The 16,343-nt window shown below is 69.6% G+C and carries 15 protein-coding genes; 8 read left to right on the top strand and 7 right to left on the bottom strand.

All coding sequences use genetic code 11. The annotated features are described in order from the left end of the window. Position 1: 1 nt before the first annotated feature. From ACQEV1_RS12855 to ACQEV1_RS12840, 4 genes are all read right to left on the bottom strand, one after another. A complete protein-coding gene (locus tag ACQEV1_RS12855) occupies positions 2–1,582 on the bottom strand; it encodes a peptide ABC transporter substrate-binding protein (protein ID WP_285618521.1) in 1,581 nt (526 codons plus the stop codon). A 210-nt stretch (positions 1,583–1,792) separates the two neighbouring features. Then, the gene (locus ACQEV1_RS12850) at positions 1,793–2,539 is read right to left on the bottom strand and encodes a succinate dehydrogenase/fumarate reductase iron-sulfur subunit (RefSeq protein ID WP_285570786.1); all 747 of its coding nucleotides are present in this window, start codon (positions 2,537–2,539) and stop codon (positions 1,793–1,795) included. After that, entirely contained in the window at positions 2,536–4,476 is a 1,941-nt protein-coding gene (locus ACQEV1_RS12845) for a fumarate reductase/succinate dehydrogenase flavoprotein subunit (protein ID WP_433393930.1), read from the bottom strand. Before ACQEV1_RS12845 ends, ACQEV1_RS12850 begins: the two co-directional genes overlap by 4 nt. Positions 4,477–4,539: 63 nt before the next feature. Beyond that, entirely contained in the window at positions 4,540–5,277 is a 738-nt protein-coding gene (locus ACQEV1_RS12840; protein WP_285618525.1) for a succinate dehydrogenase cytochrome b subunit, read from the bottom strand. Between the two features lie 79 nt (positions 5,278–5,356). On the opposite strand from ACQEV1_RS12840, the gene ACQEV1_RS12835 reads away from it, so the two are divergent. Then, positions 5,357–6,298 (top strand): LysR family transcriptional regulator, encoded by a 942-nt coding sequence (locus tag ACQEV1_RS12835; protein ID WP_285618526.1) that lies wholly within the window; start codon positions 5,357–5,359, stop codon positions 6,296–6,298. On the opposite strand, the gene ACQEV1_RS12830 is transcribed toward ACQEV1_RS12835, so the two are convergent. Continuing rightward, the gene (locus ACQEV1_RS12830; protein ID WP_285618527.1) at positions 6,285–6,836 is read right to left on the bottom strand and encodes a hypothetical protein; all 552 of its coding nucleotides are present in this window, start codon (positions 6,834–6,836) and stop codon (positions 6,285–6,287) included. The two genes, ACQEV1_RS12835 and ACQEV1_RS12830, sit on opposite strands and share 14 nt — an antisense overlap. Before the next feature lie 333 nt (positions 6,837–7,169). On the opposite strand from ACQEV1_RS12830, the gene ACQEV1_RS12825 reads away from it, so the two are divergent. From ACQEV1_RS12825 to ACQEV1_RS12815, 3 genes are read left to right on the top strand one after another with little or no spacing between them, the layout of a single operon-like run. Further along, complete coding sequence (locus tag ACQEV1_RS12825; RefSeq protein ID WP_285570795.1) at positions 7,170–8,000, top strand: hypothetical protein; 831 nt, start codon at positions 7,170–7,172, stop codon at positions 7,998–8,000. A gap of 13 nt (positions 8,001–8,013) precedes the next feature. Further along, complete coding sequence (locus ACQEV1_RS12820) at positions 8,014–9,891, top strand: fumarate reductase/succinate dehydrogenase flavoprotein subunit (protein ID WP_433393927.1); 1,878 nt, start codon at positions 8,014–8,016, stop codon at positions 9,889–9,891. A 1-nt stretch (position 9,892) separates the two neighbouring features. After that, complete coding sequence (locus ACQEV1_RS12815) at positions 9,893–10,669, top strand: succinate dehydrogenase/fumarate reductase iron-sulfur subunit (RefSeq protein WP_285570798.1); 777 nt, start codon at positions 9,893–9,895, stop codon at positions 10,667–10,669. A gap of 4 nt (positions 10,670–10,673) precedes the next feature. On the opposite strand, the gene ACQEV1_RS12810 is transcribed toward ACQEV1_RS12815, so the two are convergent. Next, the gene (locus tag ACQEV1_RS12810) at positions 10,674–11,903 is read right to left on the bottom strand and encodes a sensor histidine kinase (protein ID WP_433393925.1); all 1,230 of its coding nucleotides are present in this window, start codon (positions 11,901–11,903) and stop codon (positions 10,674–10,676) included. Further along, entirely contained in the window at positions 11,900–12,553 is a 654-nt protein-coding gene (locus ACQEV1_RS12805) for a response regulator transcription factor (RefSeq protein WP_433393923.1), read from the bottom strand. Before ACQEV1_RS12805 ends, ACQEV1_RS12810 begins: the two co-directional genes overlap by 4 nt. Positions 12,554–12,670: 117 nt before the next feature. Between ACQEV1_RS12805 and ACQEV1_RS12800 the strand changes: the two genes are divergently transcribed. From ACQEV1_RS12800 to ACQEV1_RS12785, 4 genes are read left to right on the top strand one after another with little or no spacing between them, the layout of a single operon-like run. Continuing rightward, positions 12,671–13,156 carry a hypothetical protein gene (locus tag ACQEV1_RS12800; protein ID WP_433393921.1) on the top strand — a complete coding sequence of 162 codons (486 nt, stop codon included), beginning with the start codon at positions 12,671–12,673 and terminating at the stop codon, positions 13,154–13,156. A gap of 5 nt (positions 13,157–13,161) precedes the next feature. Next, positions 13,162–14,289, top strand: a complete 1,128-nt coding sequence (locus ACQEV1_RS12795) for a peptidoglycan-binding protein (protein ID WP_433393919.1) — start codon at positions 13,162–13,164, stop codon at positions 14,287–14,289. Then, positions 14,286–15,002, top strand: a complete 717-nt coding sequence (locus ACQEV1_RS12790) for an ABC transporter ATP-binding protein (protein WP_433393917.1) — start codon at positions 14,286–14,288, stop codon at positions 15,000–15,002. Before ACQEV1_RS12795 ends, ACQEV1_RS12790 begins: the two co-directional genes overlap by 4 nt. Beyond that, positions 14,999–16,222, top strand: a complete 1,224-nt coding sequence (locus tag ACQEV1_RS12785; RefSeq protein WP_433393915.1) for an ABC transporter permease — start codon at positions 14,999–15,001, stop codon at positions 16,220–16,222. Before ACQEV1_RS12790 ends, ACQEV1_RS12785 begins: the two co-directional genes overlap by 4 nt. Positions 16,223–16,343: the final 121 nt, after the last annotated feature.

Below are 16,343 nucleotides of genomic sequence, written 5' to 3'. Positions count from 1 at the left end.
GCTATTTGACCGTCACCTGGTCGAGGTGGACGAGCGGGTAGACGTAGGGGTCGGCGTGGATGTCGCCGACGTGGCTGGAGGAGCCGAGCTGGTCCTGCCAGTTCCACAGCGGCGTGATCGGCATGTCCTTCAGCACCATGTCCTCGGCCTGCTGGTAGTACTGCTGGCCCTCCTGCGGCGTCTTGGCCGCGTTGCCCTTCATGATGAGGGCCTCGCACGCGGCGCCGTCGTAGCCGCTGCGGGTGGGCTTGGCGCACCGCGGCGTGAGGTAGTCCTCGGGGCTCGGGTAGTCCATGGTCCAGTTGCTGCGGTACGGACCGGCCGCCTTGTGGTCGCTCAGCTTCGTCAGGTAGTCCGACACCTGGACCTTGTCGAACTTGATGTCGGTGATGCCGAGGTTCTGCTTGAGCTGGTTGGCGACGTCGGTCATCCACTGCTCGTACGTCGCGTCGGCGTTGGAGAACACCAGGTGCAGCGTGCCCTTGTAGCCGCCCGCCTTGTCGAACAGCTGCTTGGCCTGCTGCGGGTTGTAGGTGCAGGCCTCGCCGCAGGCGTTCGCGCGGTACCCCGGCACGATCGGCGCCAGCAGCGACGCCATCGGCTTGAACGTCCCGTTGTAGACCGCGTTGACGATCGCCTGCCGGTCGATCGCCATCGAGATCGCCTTGCGCAGGTCGGGGTTCTTGAACGCCGGGTCGTACAGCGGGAACTCGAGGAAGTCCATGGTGCCGCTGGGCACGGTGATGAGCCGGTCGCCGAGCAGCCGCTTGGCCTCGGGCGCCTTCGCCGCGGGGATCTGGTTGTCGAAGTCGACCTTGCCGGCCCGCAGGTCGGTGTAGGCGGCGTCGCGGCCGGCGTACTCCTTGAAGGTCACGCCGTCGGACTTGGCCGGACGCGTGCCCTTGTAGCCGGCGAATTTCTTCAGCTTGATCTGCTTGTTGTGCTCCCAGGAGCCGTCGATCATGAACGGCCCGTTGCCGATCGGCTTCTGCTCGTACGCCTTGAGGTCGGTGAAGGCGGCCTTGGGCATCGGCGCGGTGCCGATGAACGACAGCACGTACGGGAACTGGCTGAAGGGCTGGGAGAGCGTCACCTGCAGGGTCTGCGGGTCGACGACCTTGAGGCCCTTCATCTTGTCGACCTTCGGCTTGCCCTTGTCGGGGTTCAGGTCGGCGTAGCCCTCGATGCTGCCGAGGTAGTAGCCGTTGCCCCAGGCGTTCGCGGAGTTCGCCGTGGCGTTCCAGGCGTCGGCGTAGCTCTGGGCGGTGACCGGCTCACCGTTGTGGAAGGTCAGGCCCGGCTTGATCTTGATCGTCCAGACCTTCTGGTCGGTCGTGTCGACCGACGCGGCGTCCTCCATCACCGGCTTGCCGCTGGGGTCGAGCGTCATCAGCGTGTCGAAGAGGGCGCTGTCGACGGTGAGGCCCTGCGCGTCATTGGTGTTGCCGGGGATGAGATGCTCCGGCTCGGTGATCGCGTAGGTGAAGACCTTCGACTTGTTCCCGGAACCGCCACCGCCGCCGCACGCCGACGCCGCCATCGCGACGGCGACGATGCCGACGAGCATCCCCTTGACCTTCATCAAGCCTCCATAAGCCACACAGGTGGGAGCTACCTTGGCCGAGTACGGCCAGGAGGCGGTAGATCTTTGCCGAAACCGTGTCGAGATCGAAATATTCCTACCGACACCTGCGGCGCGTCATGGAGTGAGGGCCATTGTGCCCCGGAGCCCGGAAGTGGTCCACGGCCCGAGAGGAAGGGGGGACGTTCCCTCCTCCCGGGCCGTGAAGTCTCAGGAGGCCTTACGCGTGGCCTTGAGCAGGTCGGCGTTGAGGCGGGAGATGGTCTCGAACGGGATGCCCTTGGGGCAGACCGCGGTGCACTCTCCGGTGTTCGTGCAGCCGCCGAAGCCCTCTGCGTCCATCTGGGCGACCATCGCGGTGACCCGGCCGTACCGCTCGGGCTGGCCCTGGGGCATCAGGCCGAGGTGGGTGATCTTCGCGGCGGTGAACAGCATCGCCGACGCGTTCGGGCAGGCGGCGACGCAGGCGCCGCAGCCGATGCAGGTCGCGGCGTCGAAGGCGGCGTGCGCGTCGGCCTGCGGCACCGGGATGGACGCCGCCTCCGGCGCCGACCCGGTCGGGGCGCTGACGTACCCGCCGGCCTGGATGATGCGGTCGAACGCCGACCGGTCCACGACCAGGTCCTTGATGACCGGGAACGCCGCCGCGCGCCACGGCTCGATCGTGATGACGTCGCCGTCCTTGAAGTGCCGCATGTGGAGCTGGCAGGTCGTGGTGGCCTGCTGCGGGCCGTGCGGGGTGCCGTCGATGACGAGCGAGCACATGCCGCAGATGCCCTCACGGCAGTCGTGGTCGAACGCGACCGGGTCCTCGCCCTCGACGATCAACCGCTCGTTGAGCACGTCGAGCATCTCGAGGAACGACATGTCCGGCGAGACGTCGTCCAGCTCGTACGGGACCATCCGCCCCGGGTCATCGGCGTTCTTCTGCCGCCAGATCTTCAGTGTGAGCTTCACTTATACGACCTCTGGACCATCTTCACGTTCTCGTATTCCAGGTTCTCCTTGTGGAGGACCGGGGCGTCGCCGGTGTACTCCCAGGCGGCGACGTAGGCGAAGTGCTCGTCGTCGCGCAGGGCCTCGCCGTCGGGCGTCTGGGACTCGGCGCGGAAGTGACCGCCGCAGGACTCCGTACGGTGCAGGGCGTCGATGCACATCAGCTCGGCCAGCTCGAAGAAGTCCGCGATCCGCCCGGCCTTCTCCAGCGCCTGGTTGAGCTCCTCGTTCTCCCCCGGCACCTTGACGCGGGTCCAGAACTCCTCGCGCAGCTCGCGGATCCGGTCGATGGCCTTGCGCAGGCCCTCGTCGGTGCGCTCCATGCCGCAGTACTCCCACATGAGCGCACCGAGCTCGCGGTGGAAGGAGTCCGGCGTACGGTCGCCGTCGATGGACAGCAGCCGCTCGATGCGGCCGGTGACGGACTCGCGCGCCTCGACGACGGCCTCGTGGTCGTCGCCGACCTTCGGGAAGGGGCCCTTGGCCAGGTAGTCGCTGATGGTGTTCGGCAGCACGAAGTAACCGTCGGCCAGGCCCTGCATCAGCGCGGACGCGCCGAGCCGGTTGGCGCCGTGGTCGGAGAAGTTCGCCTCGCCGATCACGAACAGGCCGGGGATGGTGGACTGCAGGTCGTAGTCGACCCACAGGCCGCCCATCGTGTAGTGCACCGCCGGGTAGATGCGCATCGGCACCTCGAACGGGTCCTCACCGGTGATGCGCTCGTACATCTCGAACAGGTTGCCGTACTTGTCCGCGACCGCCTTGCGACCGAGCCTCTGGATCGCGTCGGCGAAGTCGAGGTAGACGCCGAGCCCGCCCGGACCGACGCCGCGGCCCTCGTCGCAGACGTTCTTGGCGGCGCGGGAGGCGATGTCGCGCGGCACGAGGTTGCCGAACGAGGGGTAGATCCGCTCCAGGTAGTAGTCGCGCTCGTCCTCGGGGATCTCGCGCGGGTCGCGCTTGTCCCCCTTCGCCACCGGCACCCAGACGCGGCCGTCGTTGCGCAGCGACTCCGACATCAGCGTCAGCTTCGACTGGTGGTCGCCGCTCTGCGGGATGCAGGTCGGGTGGATCTGGGTGTAGCACGGGTTGGCGAACAGCGCGCCCTTACGGTGCGCCCGCCAGGTGGCCGTGACGTTGCAGCCCTTGGCGTTCGTCGACAGGAAGAACACGTTGCCGTACCCGCCGGAGGCCAGCACGACGGCGTCGGCGGTGTGCGTCTCGATCTCGCCCGTGACCATGTCGCGGGCGACGATGCCGCGCGCGGCGCCGTCCACGATGATCAGCTCCAGCATCTCGTGCCGGGTGAACATCTCCACGGTGCCGGCCGCGACCTGGCGTTCGAGCGCCTGGTACGCGCCCAGCAGCAGCTGCTGGCCGGTCTGGCCGCGCGCGTAGAACGTACGGGAGACCTGGACGCCGCCGAAGGAGCGCGTGTCGAGCAGGCCGCCGTACTCACGGGCGAACGGCACGCCCTGCGCGACGCACTGGTCGATGATCTCCACGCTCACCTGGGCGAGCCGGTAGACGTTGGACTCGCGCGACCGGTAGTCGCCGCCCTTGACGGTGTCGTAGAAGAGCCGCTGGATGCTGTCGCCGTCGTTGCGGTAGTTCTTCGCGGCGTTGATGCCGCCCTGCGCGGCGATGCTGTGCGCGCGGCGCGGGCTGTCCTGGTAGCAGAACGACTTGACGTGGTAGCCGAGCTCGCCGAGCGTCGCGGCGGCCGAGCCGCCGGCCAGGCCGGTGCCGACCACGATGACCGACAGCTTCCGCCGGTTCGCCGGGTTGACCAGCTTGCCCCCGAAGCGACGCTTGTCCCAGCGCTGCTCGACCGGGCCCTCCGGTGCCCTGGTGTCCTGAATCGGCTCGCCCTCGGTGAAGAGATTAACGGTGTTCATGAGCCCTCCTTCGTCGGGGAGTGACCACGGACACTGTGTTGTCGATTCGCTCACTGCGTTCGCTCATGAGACCACCCCGATGGTGACGAGGACCGGCACGGACACGAAGCCGAGGACGATCACGGCCGCGACCGTGTCGGCGAGCAGGCGCAGGCCGCGGTAGCGGTTCTGCCGGCCCCAGCCGAGCGTCTGGAAGGCGCTCCACAGCCCGTGCCTGAGGTGGAACCCGACCAGGACCACGGCGACGATGTAGAAGAGCGTGATGTACCAGTGCGAGGGGGCGAAGTCGGCGACGATCTTGTCGTACGGCTGGGCGTCGCCGCCCTTGGGGTTGACCGCGCCGAACGTCAGGTCCAGCAGGTGCCAGATGACGAACAGCAGGATGACGACCCCGCCGTACCGCATGACGTGCGTGGCGTACCGGTGCTCCTGCGTGGTGGGCCGGGCGGCGTACCGCACGGGGCGGGCCCGCCGCGCGCGCCGGGCGAGCGAGACCGCCGACCACATGTGGAGGATCACCGCCACGGTGAGCACGATCTCGATGATGGTCAGGACGGTCCGGTACGGGACCGCCGGCTCACCCATCGTGCGCAGCCAGTGCGCGTAGTGGTTGAAGTCGTCGCGGCCCAGGAAGACCTTGAGATTGCCGATCATGTGGGCGATCAGGTACAGGACGAGGATCGCCCCCGTCACCGCCATGACGGCCTTCTTGCCGACGGAGGACCCGTACAGCCTTCGCGGAAGCGCCTGTGAGGTCGCCGTCTGCGGAGGTGCGGTCACCGTGCTCGCTCTGGATGACACATTGCGGACCGTATGTCCGATTCCAAAGAGACGTCCAAGACATGATGACGCTTGTTTCGATAGCCGTAGGCTATGGGTTGTGCAGCTACAGCAACTCTCGTACTTCGTGGCCGTCGCGGAGGTGAGGCATTTCACACGGGCGGCGGAAACTCTCCGGGTCGCGCAGCCGTCCCTGTCCAAGCAGATCAAGACGCTGGAAGCGGAGCTGGGCGCGCCGCTGTTCAGCCGGGCGCGCGGCAACATCACGCTGACGGCCGCCGGTGAGGCGCTCCTGCCACTCGCCCGGCGCATCCTCGCCGACGTCGACACGGCCCGGCGGGAGATCCAGGACCTGACCGGCCTGCGCCGGGGCCGGGTGCGGCTGGGCGCGACCCCCTCGCTGTTCGCGGGGCTGCTCGCCGACGCCCTGGCGCGCTTCCGCGGCCGCTATCCGGGCATCGAGCTGCGCGTGGAGGAGGGCGGCTCCCGCGACCTCGTACGGGACCTGGCGCGCGGGCAGCTCGACCTGGCACTGATCATCCTGCCGCTGCAGAGCACCGACCCCTCGCTGGAGACCGCGCCCATCCTGCAGGAGGACCTGGTCGTGGTGTCGCCGCGCTCGGACCCGCCCAAGCGGCCGTACGTGCGCATCGAGGACCTGCGCGGCCAGCCGCTCGTCATGTTCCGCAGCGGCTATGACCTGCGGGAGGCGACCCAGACGGCGTGCCGGCAGGCCGGGTTCGAGCCGACGTTCGCCGTCGAGGGCGGCGAGATGGACGGGGTGCTGCGCTTCGTCGAGGCCGGGCTGGGCCGGGCACTCGTGCCCTCGATGGTCCTGTCGGGCCGGGCGGGGCTGGTCGGCACGCCGCTGGCGCCGCCGGGCCTGGAGCGCACGATCGCGCTCGCCCACCGCAAGGACGTGCACCCGACCCACGCGGCGCGGGCGTTCCACGAGACCCTGCTGCACTTCCTCGCCGACATCGAGAGCCGCGGCGAGCTGCCGGCGGGCGTCTCACGCATCGCGGACGTCAGTGGGAGATGACCTCCACGTCGGGGGCGAACTCCCGCAGCGCACGGCCCAGCCGCCGAGGCGCGATGCGCCACCCGCCGAGGCGGGTGGAGACCAGGCGCGGGCGGTCGTCGCGCTCGGGCGCGTAGCCGCGCAGCGCGACCGCGCCACGGCCGACGGACCCGCCGTCGGCGGAGTGGAACTCGATCGCGGTGACCTCGTCCCACGCGAACCACTCACCCTGCGAGGCCCGGCCCGACGGGCACCAGTAGACGCCCTTCTCCGCGACCGCGAACGCCACCGCCCCGCGCGCCACCCGGCGCAGGCCGACCGCGGCGAACACCAGCAGGCCGGCGCCGACGAGCGGCATCAGCCACTGGGCGCCGTACATGGTCCAGCCCCAGGGGCCGAGGTGAGAGCCGGGACGCCAGTGCAGCCGCGGGGGATGTGAGGTCGCGCCGAGCACGAACCCGGCGATGATGGCCGCGCCGAGGACGGCCGGCACGAGCGGTCCCCACCAGGCGTAGCGGACGACGTACGCTCCCGGCCCGAAATGGCTCCGGCCCCGCATGCACAACTCCCGTCACAGAGGTCTCGTGCTTTCAAATGCTAGTGAGGTTGGTGAGACCGGTGGGAAAATCCGGCACTGACGTCTTCTCAAACGGACACCCAACATGAAACCATCACAAGCGGTGCAATAATTCTCATAAGTAGATCTAGAGTCAATAAGCCGTAAATCGGACGCATCCTACTCGCGAGTAAGTGGGGAGTTTCACATGCGCCGACCGCGCCTCGTATCGTGCTCGTGACAACTCCCTAATAACGTATGAGCGCCCCTGAACAGAGGAGAGGCTCGAGCACAGGCAGCCCTCCCAGGTGGTGTGCCTTCGATGGAGAATCCCGCATGACGCAGACAACGGTGGAAGCGCCGTCCAAGGATCGGGCCCAGATCCCGGCGCGCACCCTACGCAAGGATCGTTACTGGCTCACTCCGCTGGCGACGTTCATCTTCTTCCTGGCCTGGGTCGTGTACGCGACCGTGCGCTCGATGATGGGCAGCAGCTTCTGGGTGGCCAAGTATCACTACCTGACGCCGTTCTACTCCCCGTGCGTCAGCAAGGCGTGCCCACCCGAGGCGGCGGACTTCGGCAGGTTCGTACCCGACCACCTGCCGTTCTTCATCCCGTACGCGCTGATCTCGCTGCCGTTCCTGCTGGGGTTCCGGCTGACCTGCTACTACTACCGGAAGTCCTACTACCGGGCGTTCTGGCTGTCGCCGCAGGCCTGTGCCGTCCCGGACAAGGCTCCGGTGCGCAAGACGCCCGGCGGCTACACCGGCGAGCGGCGCTTCCCGCTCATCCTGCAGAACGCGCACCGCTACTTCTGGGTGGTCGCCGGCCTCATCTCCATCGTCAACACCTGGGACGCGATCAGGGCGTTCCACGGCGCGGACGGCGGCTTCGGCATCGGGCTCGGCACGATCATCCTGTGGGCCAACGTCATCCTGCTGTGGGGTTACACGCTCTCCTGCCACTCGTGCCGCCACGTCATGGGCGGGCGGCTGAAGAGCTTCTCCAAGGCTCCGATCCGCTACTGGTTCTGGACCCAGATCAGCAAGATCAACACCCGCCACGGGCAGTTCGCGCTCATCACGCTGGTCTCTCTCGCGGTGACCGACGCGTACGTCGCGCTCGTCGCGCACGGGGCCTTCTCCGACCTGCGGATCTTCAACTAAGGACCGACCACAAGTGAGTGAAATCGAAAGGCTGCAGTTCGACGTCGTGGTCATCGGCGCCGGCGGGGCAGGCCTGCGCGCCGCGATCGAGGCCCGGCTGCAGGGCAAGAAGACCGCGATCATCTCCAAGTCGCTGTTCGGCAAGGCGCACACGGTCATGGCCGAGGGCGGCGCCGCGGCGGCCATGGGCAACGCCAACCCGAACGACAACTGGCAGGTCCACTTCCGCGACACGATGCGCGGCGGCAAGTTCCTCAACAACTGGCGGATGGCCGAGCTGCACGCCAAGGAGGCGCCGGACCGCGTCTGGGAGCTGGAGGCCTGGGGCGCGCTGTTCGACCGCACCAAAGAGGGCAAGATCAGCCAGCGCAACTTCGGCGGCCACGAGTACCCGCGCCTGGCGCACGTCGGCGACCGCACCGGCCTGGAGCTGATCCGCACCTGCCAGCAGAAGATCGTCTCGCTCCAGCAGGACGACCACAAGGAGCTCGGCGACTACGACGCCAAGATCCAGGTGTTCGCCGAGACGACGATCACCCGGCTGCTGAAGGACGACGAGGGCAAGATCTGCGGCGCCTTCGGCTACATCCGCGAGACCGGCAAGTTCGTGGTCTTCGAGGCGCCCGCCGTCGTGCTGGCCACGGGCGGCATCGGCAAGTCGTTCAAGGTGACCTCCAACTCCTGGGAGTACACCGGCGACGGGCACGCGCTCGCGCTGCTCGCCGGCGCGTCGCTGATCAACATGGAGTTCGTGCAGTTCCACCCGACCGGCATGGTCTGGCCGCCGTCGGTCAAGGGCATCCTCGTCACCGAGTCCGTCCGCGGCGACGGCGGCGTGCTGCGCAACTCCGAGGGCAAGCGGTTCATGTTCGAGTACATCCCGGACGTCTTCAAGGACAAGTACGCGACGACCGAGGAAGAGGCCGACCGCTGGTACGAGGACCCGGACAACAACCGGCGCCCGCCGGAGCTGCTTCCGCGTGACGAGGTCGCCCGCGCGATCAACTCCGAGGTCAAGGCCGGCCGCGGCTCACCGCACGGCGGCGTGTTCCTCGACATCGCGTCCCGGCTCAAGGCCGAGCAGATCATCAAGCGGCTGCCGTCGATGCACCACCAGTTCAAGGAGCTGGCCGACGTCGACATCACGGCCGAGCCGATGGAGGTCGGCCCGACCTGCCACTACGTCATGGGCGGCGTGGAGGTCGACCCGGACACCGGCGCGGCGCTGATCCCCGGGCTGTTCGCGGCCGGCGAGGTCTCCGGCGGCATGCACGGCTCCAACCGCCTCGGCGGCAACTCCCTGTCCGACCTGCTCGTCTTCGGACGGCGCGCCGGCCTCGGCGCCGCGGAGTACGCCTCGGAGGTCACCGCCACGGTGCCCGAGTCCGAGATCGAGGCGGCGATGGCCGAGGCGCTCGAACCGTACGAGCGCGAGGGCGGTGAGAACCCCTACGCGGTGCACCAGGAGCTGCAGCAGACGATGAACGACCTCGTCGGCATCATCCGCCGAGAGGAGGAGCTGGAGCAGGCGATCGAGGCCCTCGGCAAGCTGCGCGAGCGCGTCAATTCCGTCTCCGTCGAGGGCGGCCGCGGTTACCACCCGGGCTGGCACCTGGCCCTCGACCTGCGCAACATGGTGCTCGTCTCCGAGTGCGTCGCGAAGGCGGCGCTGGAGCGCCAGGAGAGCCGCGGCGGCCACACCCGCGACGACTACCCGGAGATGTCGGCCGAGTGGCGCAAGCTGAACCTCGTGTGCAGGCTGAGCGACGGCACCGTCGAGCTCAAGCGCCAGGACATGGAGCCGATGCGGGACGACCTCATCGGCCTCTTCGAACTCGACGAGCTGAAGAAGTACCTGACCGAGGGTGAGCTCCCCTCTGAGGAGAAGTGAGATGGGCTACAAGGCGAAGTTCCGGGTCTGGCGCGGCGACGCCGGCAAGGGTGAGCTCAAGGACTACACGGTCGAGGTCAACGAGGGCGAGGTCGTCCTCGACGTCATCCACCGCCTGCAGGCCACCGAGGCCCCCGACCTGGCGGTCCGCTGGAACTGCAAGGCCGGCAAGTGCGGCTCGTGTTCGGCGGAGGTCAACGGCCGCCCGCGGCTGATGTGCATGACGCGGATGTCGACGTTCGAGGAGAACGAGACGGTCACCGTGACGCCGATGCGCACCTTCCCGGTCATCCGCGACCTGGTGACCGACGTGTCGTACAACTACCAGAAGGCGCGCGAGGTCCCCTCGTTCGACGGCGGCGACGTCAAGCCGGGCGAGTTCCGCATGCAGCAGGTCGACGTGGAGCGCTCGCAGGAGTTCCGCAAGTGCATCGAGTGCTTCCTGTGCAACAACACCTGCCACGTCATCCGTGACCACGAGGAGAACAAGGAGCACTTCGCCGGCCCGCGCTTCCTGATGCGCGTCGCCGAACTGGAGATGCACCCGGCGGACGTGGCCGACCGGCGGCAGATCGCCCAGGAGGAGTTCGGCCTGGGCTTCTGCAACATCACCAAGTGCTGCACCGAGGTCTGCCCGGAGCACATCAAAATCACCGACAACGCCCTGATCCCGATGAAGGAGCGCGTGGTCGGCCGCCGCTACGACCCGCTGGTCTGGCTCGGTTCCAAGATCGGCATCGTCAAGCGCGACAAGACGAAGGAAACCCCGAAGGCCTAGCCCTTCATCGCCAACGCCCGGCCCTCGTGGCCGGGCGTTCGCGTTTCCAGGGGGTGGCCGGGCTCGGCGCGGGCGGCCGTACGGAGACGCGGAGGCCGCCGCCCGGGTTGGGCCGGGCGGCGAGGTCCGCGTCGTGCGCCTGGGCGATCGAGGCGACGATCGACAGGCCGAGCCCCGCGCCGTCCGCCGGACCCGTCCGTGCCGCGTGCAGCCGCCGGAACGGCTCGAACAGTTCCGGGATCCGCTCTTCGGGGATCTCCGGTCCGGTATTGCGCACGGTCAGCCCCTCCTCCGGCGACACCGCCACGTGCACCTCGCCGCCCGGGTGGTTGTAGCGGACCGCGTTGTGCAACAGGTTCGTGGTGAGCTGGGTGAGCAGGACGGCGTCGCCGGCGACCGTGAGTGGCCGGGTCTCCAGCCGCAACGTCACTCCGGCGCGTTCGGCCTCCGTACGCAGCGGCTCAACCGCCTCCTCGGCGACCTCGTCAAGCCGTACGGGCTGCCGGGCGTCGAGCCCGCGCTCGCCGCGCGCCAGCGCGAGCAGCCCATCGATGAGTCGTTCGGTGCGCCGGTTCGCCGTGAGGAGTTCGGCGCGCATGCGGTCGACCTGCTCCGGCGACGCGTCGGCCAGGCCGATCTGGATCGCGGCCCGCTGAATCGCCAACGGCGTCCGCAGCTCGTGTGAGGCGTTGGCGACGAACCGGCGCTGGCTCTCCACGGCCCGTTCCAGCCGTTCGAGCATGGAGTCGAAAGTGTCGGCCAGCTCCTTCAGCTCGTCGCGCGGGCCGGTGAGGGCGATCCGCTCGTCGAGATTGGCCAGCGACAGCCGCCGCGCGGTCGCGGTGATGCGGTGCAGGGGGCGCAGCACCCGGCCGGCGAGCCACCATCCGGCGAGCACCGCGACGCAGGCGAGCACGACGACCGCGACCGCGGTCACGCCCCACTGGTAGCTCAGCACCGAGGCACGCAGCTCCGCCGCGGTCCGCGCGGCGGACCCCGCCGGCGAGTCTTTGCGGAACATCATGACCTGCTCACGCGACGGCGTCCGGCCGGTCGACCAGAACGCCTTGTCCTTCGTGCCGATCATGACCGCCGTGACCTTCTGGTCCAGCACCCGCTTGAGAAGCAGGTTCACGGTGACGAGCAGGCCCGTCGTCGTGAGGAGGAACAGCCCGCCGTACAGCGCGGTCAGCTTCACCCGTACGGTCGCGGGCAGCAGCCGGCGGGCGCTCACAGCCGGTACCCGCCGCCCGGGACGGTCACGATGGCCGGCGGATCACCGAGCTTGACGCGCAGCTTCCTGATGGTGACCTTCACGACCGTGGTGAACGGGTCGGTGTTCTCATCCCACGCGCGTTCGAGCAGTTCCTCGGCGCTGACGGTCGAACCCCGCGCGCGCATGAGCACCTCCAGCACGGAGAACTCCTTCCGGGACAGCGGCAGGTAACGTCCGTCGCGGAAGGCCTGCCGGTGTGGCACGTCGACCACGATGCCGGACCTGCGCAGCACGGGCGGCAGCGACGGCCGGCTGCGCCGGGCCAGGGCTCGGACCCGGGCGAGCAGCTCGGCGTACTCGAACGGCTTGGGCAGGTAGTCGTCGGCGCCGAGGTCGAGCCCGACCACCCGGTCCGACACCGCGCCGGACGCGGTGAGCATGAGGATGCGCACGTGTGCTCCGTTCCCGGCGAGCGCACGGCACACGTCGTCGCCGTGCACCTCGGGCAGGTCGCGGTCCAGGATGAGCACGTCGTACTCGTTCAGCCCGGCACACTGCAGCGCGGCCGCGCCGTCGTACACGACGTCGACCGTCATCGCGTGCCGCCGGAGTCCCTCCGCGACCAGATCGGCCAGTGCCCGCTCGTCCTCGGCGACCAGTACCCGCATGGTCTCTCTTGGTACGGGACGCCCTGTAAGGGGGCGGTTAACGATCGCGGTCACCGCCCCGATACCTCGCGCCGCCTAGAAATTCACCCGTCAAGGAACCGATCTGTAGGAGTGACGGTGACCTGGTTCAGGTACGCGGTCGCGCTGGGAGCGCTCCTCGCGCTCGCGGGCTGCGGTGGGCACGGCGGGACGGGCGCCTCGGCGTCCTCTTCGGCGAACGCGCAGGACACGATGGTGAAGTTCGCCCAGTGCATGCGGCAACACGGCGTGCAGGTGGACGACCCCAAGGCGGGCGACCCCGGCATCAAGATCAAGAGCAAGGGCGACGAGAGCAAGATGAACGCCGCGATGCAGGCGTGCCGCCAGTACAGCCCGAAAAAGGACATCAACCCGAACGATCCCCAGGTCCGCGACCGGATGCTGAAGATGGCGCAGTGCCTGCGGGAGCACGGCCTCCAGGTCGCCGACCCCCAGCCCGGCCAGGGGCTCCAGATCAACGTGAACCGCTCCGATCCGAGGGCGCAGCAGGCCATCCAGACCTGCAACAGACAGCTCCGCCAGGCCGGGAACGCGACGCCCGGCAAGCGGGCGAACGGCGGCTGAGCGCGATGAGTATACGCGAGGAGGACCGGCTGGCCGCGGAGGTACCGGCCGCCCGGCCGCGCCGGACCGGCCGCCGCCTGCTGGTCGTCGGGATCGCCGTGGCCGCGATCGCCGCCGCCGGCACCGTGCCGGTGCTCACGAGCGGTTCCGGTGGCCATCCGCCCTCCGGGCCCGCGGTGACCACCGCCGACGTCGTCCGTACGGATCTGACCGACCGGACCCGGGTCGACGGGACGCTCGGCTACGCCGACACCTATACCGTGCTGGGCGGCGGTCACGGGCACCTCACCTGGCTGCCCGACGTGGGCGCGACGATCCGGCGCGGCAAGCGGTTGTACGGGGTGGACGGCCACAGCGTGCCGCTGTTCTACGGAGTGACGCCGCTGTGGCGCGCCCTCGGTCACGGCGTGACCGACGGACCGGACGTGCGCGAACTGGAGCGCAATCTGACCGCGCTCGGCTACGGCTCCGCCGTGACCGTCGACGACCACTTCACGGCGGCCACGGCAGCGGCCGTACGGGACTGGCAGGACGACCTCGGCGTCACCGCGTCCGGCACCGTCTCCCCCGGCGACGTGGTCATGTTGCCGTCGGCGATCCGGGTGAAGAAGGTGGACGCCGCCCTCGGCGGCACCGCCGGCGGGCACGTGCTCGACGCCACGGGGACCACGCGCCAGGTCACTGTCGCGCTTCCCGTCGGCCGGCAGGAACTCGCCCACCGGGGAGCGGAGGTGACCGTGGAACTGCCGGGAGGCCGGTCGGCGACCGGCCACATCTCCTCGGTCGGCACTGTGGCCACCGCCGCGAGTTCCGACAGCTCGTCACAGACCGGCCAGGACACGCAGAATGCGACTATCTCGGTCCTCATCACCCTGGACCACGCCTCCGCCGCGGGCCGCCTGGACGGCGCGCCGGTCACGGTCGGCTTCGCGAGCGGTATCCGCAAAAACGTCCTCGCCGTGCCGGTGCAGGCGCTGCTGGCCTCGCCGTCCGGGCAGTACTTGGTGGAGGTCGTCACGACCACCGGCCGCCGTACGGTGCCGGTCTCACTGGGCGTCTTCGCGGACGGCCGGGTCGAGGTGAGCGGTCCCGGCCTGGCAGCGGGGATGAAGGTCGAGGTGCCCCGCTCGTGAACGTGGTGTCGTTGGAGAGCGCGTCGAAGGAGTACCCCGGCGGTGTTCGCGCGCTGCGCGAGGTGTCGCTGACGATACGCCGGGGCGAGATGGTGGCCATCGTCGGCCCGTCCGGGTCGGGCAAGTCGACGCTGATGCACCTGATGGGGACGCTCGACCGGCCGACCACCGGACACGTCCGGCTGCTGGGCCATGACGTCGCGTCGCTGCCCGACCAGCAGTTGTCGGCGATCCGGGCGCACTGGATCGGTTTCGTGTTCCAGCGGTTCTTCCTCACCGCGCACCTGTCGGCGCTGGACAACGTGGTCACCGCCCTGCTGTACGACGGGACGCCGCCGCGCCGGCGCCGCGACCTGGCGCGGTCGGCGCTCGAACGGGTCGGCCTGGGCCACCGGCTAGACCACCGGCCGAGCGAACTGTCCGGCGGGGAGCGCCAGCGCGTCGCCGTGGCCCGCGCGCTCGCGAGCGGACCGGCGTTGCTCCTGGCCGACGAGCCGACGGGCAACCTGGACTCGGCGTCGAGTGCCGGGATCATGGAGATCCTCACAGACCTGCACCGCGACGGCAGCACGATCGCGGTGATCACCCACAACCCGGACCTGGCCGCCGCGATGCCGCGCCAGGTGGAGATCCTCGACGGCCGGATCCGCTCGGACACGGGCATCCCTGACGGACCTTCTTCACCCCTCGGCCGTACGGAGGCACGATCATGAGCCATCTCGCTTTCCGCGACGGCGCCGGGGCGACACCGCTGCCACCCCCGGCGCGGTCGCGCTCGGCGGACCTGGTGAAGGCGGGCCTCGGCGGCCTGCGCGCCCGCCCGCTGCGCGCGGCGCTGTCCGCGCTCGGCATCGCGATCGGCATCGCCGCGATGGTCTCCGTCCTGGGCATCAGCGCGGTGAGCCGGGCGGGCCTGCTGGCGCAGATCCACCGGCTCGGCACCAACCTGCTGACCGCCGCCCCCGGCCAGACCCTCTTCGGGGACAGCGCCTCGTTGCCGGCCGAAGCCGTGCCCATGGTGAGCCGCATCCCGGGCGCGACCTCGGTCTCCGCTGTCGGCACGGTGCCCGGCGCGACGGTACGGCGCACCGACCGGATCGACCCTGCGGAGACGAACGGCATCGCGGTGTGCGCCTCCCGCCTGGACCTGCTGGCGACGCTCGGCGGCCGGGTCCGCTCCGGCGCGTACCTGTCCCCTGCGACGGAGCGGTACCCGGCCGTCGTGCTGGGCGCGGTCGCCGCGGACCGCCTCGGCATCGACCGGGCGGGCCGGAGCGTCTACATCGCCGGCCGCTGGTTCACCGTGGTCGGCATCCTGGACTCGCTCCGCCTGGCCCCGGAGATCGACCGGTCCGCTCTCATCGGCTGGGACATGGCCACCGCGCTGGACTTCGACGGCCACCCCACGATGATCTACGAACGCTCGGCGGACGACGCGGTGTCGTCGGTGTGGAGCGTCCTGGCCGCCACGATCAACCCACAGGATCCCGAGCAGGTCCAGGTGAGCCGCCCGTCGGACGCCCTGACGGCACAGCTCGCCGCCAAGTCCGCCTTCAACACCCTGTTCCTGGGCCTGGGCGCGGTGGCGCTCCTGGTGGGCGGCGTCGGCGTGGCCAACATCATGGTCATCTCGGTGCTCGAACGCCGTCAGGAGATCGGCCTCCGCCGCGCCCTGGGCGCGACGAGACGCCAGATCCGCCTGCAGTTCCTGACCGAGTCGGTGACGCTGTCGCTGCTGGGCGGCCTGGCAGGCGTCCTGCTGGGCCTGGCGACGAGCCTGACGTACGCGACCTACCGCGGCTGGCCTCTGGCCCTGCCGGTGCAGGCACTGTCGGGAGGAGTTCTGGCTGCCGTACTGGTCGGTGCGGCCGCGGGCCTGTACCCGGCCCGCCGCGCCGCCCGCCTCACCCCGACCCAGGCACTGGCGATGTGATCAGCCACTCCCCGCCGACGTGCAGTCATGCAGAACCCCGAACCGCCGCTCCGCGATACGCATGAGCCCGGCCAGATCCGCGGCCGCGTCCTGGCCGGAGGAGACGCCGCGAATGAAAAGC

Source organism: Actinoallomurus sp. CA-142502, assembly GCF_050936355.1.
Classification (GTDB): domain Bacteria; phylum Actinomycetota; class Actinomycetes; order Streptosporangiales; family Streptosporangiaceae; genus Actinoallomurus; species Actinoallomurus iriomotensis.
This window is presented reverse-complemented; position numbering and strand designations above follow the sequence as displayed.

Excerpts from the sequence above, each read along its gene's own strand:
- ACQEV1_RS12855 (WP_285618521.1), bottom strand. The coding sequence starts at position 1,582 with ATGAAGGTCAAGGGGATGCTCGTCGGCATCGTCGCCGTCGCGATGGCG.
- ACQEV1_RS12845 (WP_433393930.1), bottom strand. The coding sequence starts at position 4,476 with ATGAACACCGTTAATCTCTTCACCGAGGGCGAGCCGATTCAGGACACC.
- ACQEV1_RS12830 (WP_285618527.1), bottom strand. The coding sequence starts at position 6,836 with ATGCGGGGCCGGAGCCATTTCGGGCCGGGAGCGTACGTCGTCCGCTAC.
- ACQEV1_RS12825 (WP_285570795.1), top strand. The coding sequence starts at position 7,170 with ATGACGCAGACAACGGTGGAAGCGCCGTCCAAGGATCGGGCCCAGATC.
- ACQEV1_RS12815 (WP_285570798.1), top strand. The coding sequence starts at position 9,893 with ATGGGCTACAAGGCGAAGTTCCGGGTCTGGCGCGGCGACGCCGGCAAG.
- ACQEV1_RS12805 (WP_433393923.1), bottom strand. The coding sequence starts at position 12,553 with ATGCGGGTACTGGTCGCCGAGGACGAGCGGGCACTGGCCGATCTGGTC.
- ACQEV1_RS12795 (WP_433393919.1), top strand. The coding sequence starts at position 13,162 with ATGAGTATACGCGAGGAGGACCGGCTGGCCGCGGAGGTACCGGCCGCC.
- ACQEV1_RS12785 (WP_433393915.1), top strand. The coding sequence starts at position 14,999 with ATGAGCCATCTCGCTTTCCGCGACGGCGCCGGGGCGACACCGCTGCCA.